General features: G+C 37.5%; 7 protein-coding genes and 2 pseudogenes. 1 reads left to right on the top strand and 8 read right to left on the bottom strand.

Features of this window, described 5'->3' with window-relative positions; all coding sequences use genetic code 11:
- Positions 1 to 646: pseudogene (locus WAM07_RS18370) on the bottom strand (serine hydrolase domain-containing protein); the annotation flags it as partial.
- Positions 647 to 766: 120 nt separating this feature from the next.
- On the opposite strand from WAM07_RS18370, the pseudogene WAM07_RS18365 reads away from it, so the two are divergent.
- A pseudogene (locus WAM07_RS18365) lies at positions 767 to 1101 on the top strand (glycerol dehydrogenase); the annotation flags it as partial.
- A 169-nt stretch (positions 1102 to 1270) separates the two neighbouring features.
- Here the strand turns inward: WAM07_RS18365 and WAM07_RS18360 are convergent.
- From WAM07_RS18360 to WAM07_RS18330, 7 genes are all read right to left on the bottom strand, one after another.
- Positions 1271 to 1678, bottom strand: coding sequence for an HI0074 family nucleotidyltransferase substrate-binding subunit (locus tag WAM07_RS18360; RefSeq protein WP_422168836.1), 408 nt, complete (start codon positions 1676 to 1678; stop codon positions 1271 to 1273).
- Positions 1654 to 1977 (bottom strand): nucleotidyltransferase family protein, encoded by a 324-nt coding sequence (locus tag WAM07_RS18355; RefSeq protein ID WP_422168835.1) that lies wholly within the window; start codon positions 1975 to 1977, stop codon positions 1654 to 1656. The genes WAM07_RS18360 and WAM07_RS18355 overlap by 25 nt, the downstream gene beginning before the upstream one ends.
- Before the next feature lie 266 nt (positions 1978 to 2243).
- On the bottom strand, positions 2244 to 2702 hold the full coding sequence (locus tag WAM07_RS18350) for a helix-hairpin-helix domain-containing protein (RefSeq protein ID WP_422168834.1): 459 nt from the start codon (positions 2700 to 2702) through the stop codon (positions 2244 to 2246).
- 90 nt (positions 2703 to 2792) lie between these two features.
- Positions 2793 to 3299, bottom strand: a complete 507-nt coding sequence (locus WAM07_RS18345) for a GyrI-like domain-containing protein (protein WP_422168833.1) — start codon at positions 3297 to 3299, stop codon at positions 2793 to 2795.
- Between the two features lie 325 nt (positions 3300 to 3624).
- Complete coding sequence (locus WAM07_RS18340) at positions 3625 to 3963, bottom strand: DUF1048 domain-containing protein (RefSeq protein WP_422168832.1); 339 nt, start codon at positions 3961 to 3963, stop codon at positions 3625 to 3627.
- A gap of 18 nt (positions 3964 to 3981) precedes the next feature.
- Positions 3982 to 4305, bottom strand: coding sequence for a PadR family transcriptional regulator (locus WAM07_RS18335; protein WP_422168831.1), 324 nt, complete (start codon positions 4303 to 4305; stop codon positions 3982 to 3984).
- A 369-nt stretch (positions 4306 to 4674) separates the two neighbouring features.
- On the bottom strand, positions 4675 to 4946 hold a 272-nt coding region (locus WAM07_RS18330; protein ID WP_422168830.1), incomplete at its 5' end, for an SgcJ/EcaC family oxidoreductase.

Below are 4946 nucleotides of genomic sequence, written 5' to 3'. Positions count from 1 at the left end.
CTTTATGGTTATCCATATATCCTGCCGCCGTATTTCCAGGAAGCTGATCTAATGAAAAATACCCTGAGTTTTCCATATAACACCTATGAAAAACTTACGATTCTATATACTCTGTAAAACACCTCCCCGTTTGTTCCTCAATAATCAGACCCAAAAGGATATATCCGGCATTGTTGTAATGAAACCTTTCTCCAGTTGTGAATTTCATGGGCTCTGCCTGAAATAAAGGTAGAAAATCTTTAAGCGAATCAATTTGGTACACTGGGAAGGTCTTCCACAGGTCTTCATAATCCTTCATGACCTCTTCATCAAAGTAATCAGGTATGCCGGAAGTATGAGTTAACAAATGGTGAATCGTAATATCTTTATCAAAATCAGGCACGTGTATTTTTAAACAATCAGCTAGACGAGTGTTGTAATCTAATAATCCTTCTTCTACTAATTGACTAATTCCGATAGCCGTAAATAATTTGCAGCCGGAGGCTATACCAAAGCGAGTGCTGGAATTGTTCAGCCGTTCTTCCGCCCGGTCCGCATAACCAAAGGATAAATCCGATAGTGTATGCTCGCCCCGTTTTACATATACGACTCCTGAAAAGTTCATTTCATTGCTTATATTCGTGATGAGTTGGTTCAATTTTTTCATAATTTAACCCCCGAATCGCTGGACGTAATTTAGGTTTGACCACTTACTTTATTATAACCGCTTGCAACAGCAAGAAGAGAATCATTTTTTTTCTCTCCTCTGTTAATCACTGCTGAATGCTTCACTGCCTTAGAAGGGGAGATCCATCACCTTACGCATGGAGAAAAAGTCGCATTCGGTACACTTGTACATTAACAATGGAAGAACATTCTCAAGAAGAAATCGAGAAATACATGCCCTTATATATGAGCCTTGATTTACCGACTACGTTAGAAGATATTAAACTGAAAGATGTCTCCAGAGAAGACATCTTAAAAGTAGCAGAAGCCGCTACATCTGAAGGTGAAACGATCCATCAGGCTTTTGCTGTAACAGCGGAAGAAGTGGCTGATGCGATAATTGCTACCGTTCAATATGCAAAAAGCTTTAAAGGAATGTTAGGAATAGAAGAATAATTCAAAAAGCTGAGGAATATTCCCCAGCTGATTCAAATTCATTTAAAATTAAGCTTTAAAGTAAAAATGATTTTAAAAGCACCTTCTTTGCGAACCAGGAACAATAAAACAAAATCCTCTAAATAAGACAAAGCCCCACACGTAATTACTCACGATGCGGGACTTTGTCTTATTCATCTATTCCATCTAACTTTTCATTCATCCGTTTAACCCACTTCTCGAGAAGGACATAATAACGTTGCAAATTTTTGTGAATTTTGACAGCTACTTCTTCATTATAAGTGTGTACGGTCAAGTTTCGATCGTTTACCATTTCCAAAGCAAGCACAGCCTCGTCATCCTGCAGCAAGTTGACTTCCCGGCAGCTGCGAACGACACCCTTAGGAGAACCGACATCCAGCCCTTCAATGTCATACAGAAATTGCCTTGCAGCTTTCCAACTTGCCTCGAAGGAGAATTCAAACCTTTGAATCGCTGCATCCCGTTCCACATCATTGACATTTTTAAGGATTGCAAGCTTCTTAAAGGCAATCAGCGCCTTCTTTGCTGCATTTAATCGCTGGCGTAATCTTTCCATAAAATCCCCTCCTCTTTTACTTGTTGGACTAGCGATTCTTTAGCATGAAGTAAATCTACAACGTCCACATTATAAGGAATGGTAGACTCCTCAATATTCTCGATCAGTTTATTCCATTTAAAAGGAGAGAGTGGGTAGTGGGATTCGATGGCAATGTCTATATCCGAACTGTGTTTTTCTTCCTGGCGGGCCCAGGAACCAAATAAATAAACACACACTTTTTCCTTAGCAAGTTGCTCATTCAAAATGGAATTTAATTCTTCCAAGATTCTTTCCCGTAAATCCGCAGGACATCCCATAATATCCCTTCCTCTTTTTATTTAATTATAGCATATGTATATTTTCTCTTTGATAGCTTCTGTTCTTCACTTCTACCTGACCGTAAGCTCAAAATCGATGTAATCATAATCAAATGTGAGTGGATAACGTCATTGATTTATTATGACAAAGTTTTCCTCATAATAACTCTATTCTCATTTATTTCGTGGAGAGTATGGAAATATGAAGTTTGATGTGAAATCTTTTAAGAAGACAGACATTGAAAATGGTGATAATTGATCAGCATTTAATCATACCATGCCTTTGCAGGTCGATCGTCAGGGAAGCCATATAGTTCTCGATATTCTTTTCTTTCTTCTGTAAAATCAAACCACTGTTTACGGCTATCAGGATGATTCGCATAGTTAATCACGCAGCGAATTTGATCTTCCACACAACTATCCGTCCATACACCTAGCTGTTTTTCTAATAGGTCAAAAAGTTCAGCAGCGCTCTTATCCTTAATTTCCGCTAATGTATAGAGGTTCAACTTAAAAACTAATTTCTCAGCTAATTGATATCCAATAGAAGGAACCGTTTGGAATTCAGACAGCCCCTTTAGAGTACTTGCTTTGAAAAATGTAGTGTTTAACATACTAGCTATGTCTTCAATATTAAAATGATGTAGGTCGCTTATTTTAACTTTAGATTTCCTAAGGAGTGCCTTTTCCTCATTTGTTAGTGGTAACTTGATTCTTGACCCCAAACAACTCTTCCCCCTTTACTATACAAAAAGGATTGGTTCCCTTTTTATAGTTATAAAGACTAAAGTTTCAAGATTACTTTAATCTATTTTCTAAAGATCTGAAACAAGCGCTCGAATAGGAATCCATACTTCTTCCACTGCTTCAGGATCTGCTGGATGATAGTCTTCCGTTAGACGCTCAAAATGCTCTCGATCATCTAAATCGTAGGACGAAGACGGCAGCCACTCTTCAAATATGTATTGCAGCGTTTGGTTGAAATCACTGGCAGGACCACGATGCAGAAACATCGCATACATGCCTCCCCTTAATAAATAGGATTCCATCCCCCTCACTTCTTCCACCTCATGTTGAGCGACTTCAACAGCAGCCCACTTCACAAAAGTTGTGGAAGCTTCAAAATGGTCCGGATCAAAAGGTTGATCAAAAACTTTTACATTATAATACAGATCATCCACTCGGTTAGGAATAGAATGACGGTGTGGCATAAAACTTGTCCAAAGTTCTTGTGAACTATCCTCATCTAAGGACATCCGCTTAGATTTTCCTATCAGTTTCTTTTCCTCTACAATAACGATTTTTGGATTTATCCTTCTCACCTCCGTGGTTCATAAACGTCATGGTAAAACTACTCTCCAATTAGTGAGAGACCTTCTTCTTACTCTTTCAATTTTAAAACTAATTATCCTTCCTGCCATTAGCGGTTATAGGAAATTCAACTGAATAGCTTAACTGCCTACTCAAAACAAAAAGCAAATCCATGTATTGGATTTGCCAGCTAAATTTTAATACGATAGGATTCACCCTCGATTGTTTGGATCCATGCTAAAGAGATCGAAATGTAAAGTTTTGAGGACCTCCATCAATCCATATTGGCGTTATACTCACAAATGATATCGATACGAAACCTTCAGAAATTCATTATTAGTCACGAACAATCTTATTATTTAATTTCGTGCGATATTTGTCTTTCCAGGTTTGCTCATCTTTTACTAATTCATCACAGAAATCGGCTACGTCCTCGCCAGTAAGTTCAGTGACCTTTTTGCCTTCCGCTACACCTTCCTCAAAGAGATCGATAATTCCGTTAAAAACTCGACTGGTATCCTGCCAGTTAGATGGTGCTCCAGCAGTCCACATATACTTTTGGATCGCTTTATAAGCGTTATAATAATCACTTGGAAGTGTCTTCGCACGCGCCTCCATCGCTCTCCATTCCCGTTTATCATCCAGACTTCCGGTAATTTTTTCAAAGATGCTCATATTCTATTCTCCTTTTTATTAGTTTTTGTTTTTGAGTTCGTTAATTTTGCCTGAGACAAATTCCCATTTATTCCAAAAGGTTTTAAGGTGCTCGTGACCTGCTTCATTAAGAGTATAAAATTTTCTCGGCGGTCCTTTAGTGGATGGCTTTTTCTCAATATCTACAAGATTATTCTTCTCAAGCCGCATCGTAATTGTATAAACGGTGCCTTCCACTACATCAGTGAAACCAAGTTCCCTAAGCTTTTGAGTGATTTCATAGCCATAAGTTTCGCCCCGGCTGATGATCTCAAGCACACATCCTTCTAAAACCCCTTTCATCATTTCTCTGAAGTTTTCCATTTTTTCCTCCATTTGTATTTCAATATATTTTTCAGTATTCTGTGTTACTGGTATTAAGTATTACTTATTACTAGTATATAGTAATACAGATTAGTATATTTTGTCAAGTACCCACCTTTTCGTTATATGTAAAAGCTATCTATGATTCATCCAACCTGTTCAATTGTTTTCTGGAAGGTTAGATACAAGATATCTATCCTTAAATTTTCAATCTAAAAAGACGCCTTCATAGTGAAAAGGCGTCCCTACTGATTATTATTCAAAATCTGCTTTCTAGGATCTTTTTTATTTTTTTAAGATCTTTATGGTTAGCTTTTTTCATCATTGTGTCCATAATATTATGTCGGCTTTTCTCTTGCACATATTAAGTTAGCGTATCATCTCTCTTAATTCATTAGTCATTTCCTCCACTAATTCAGGTCTTCCATGAAATTGAGCAGGGGTATTTTGAAATAATTCTATTTTCCATTCATCTTCCTTATGTTCTAACACTAGAGTATGGTGAGTGTTTACCTCTGGTTTGATATCAGATTCACCAGGTGGAATCATTCCAGCAATCGCTCTTATAATGGCTGTATGAGTTCCAATAAATTTTACATCCTTAACTTTATTAACAAAAGGAGGCGTAGGATGGTCTCTAA

The sequence above is a fragment of the Halobacillus sp. genome, from assembly GCF_049282395.1.
GTDB lineage: Bacteria > Bacillota > Bacilli > Bacillales > Halobacillaceae > Halobacillus.
This window is presented reverse-complemented; position numbering and strand designations above follow the sequence as displayed.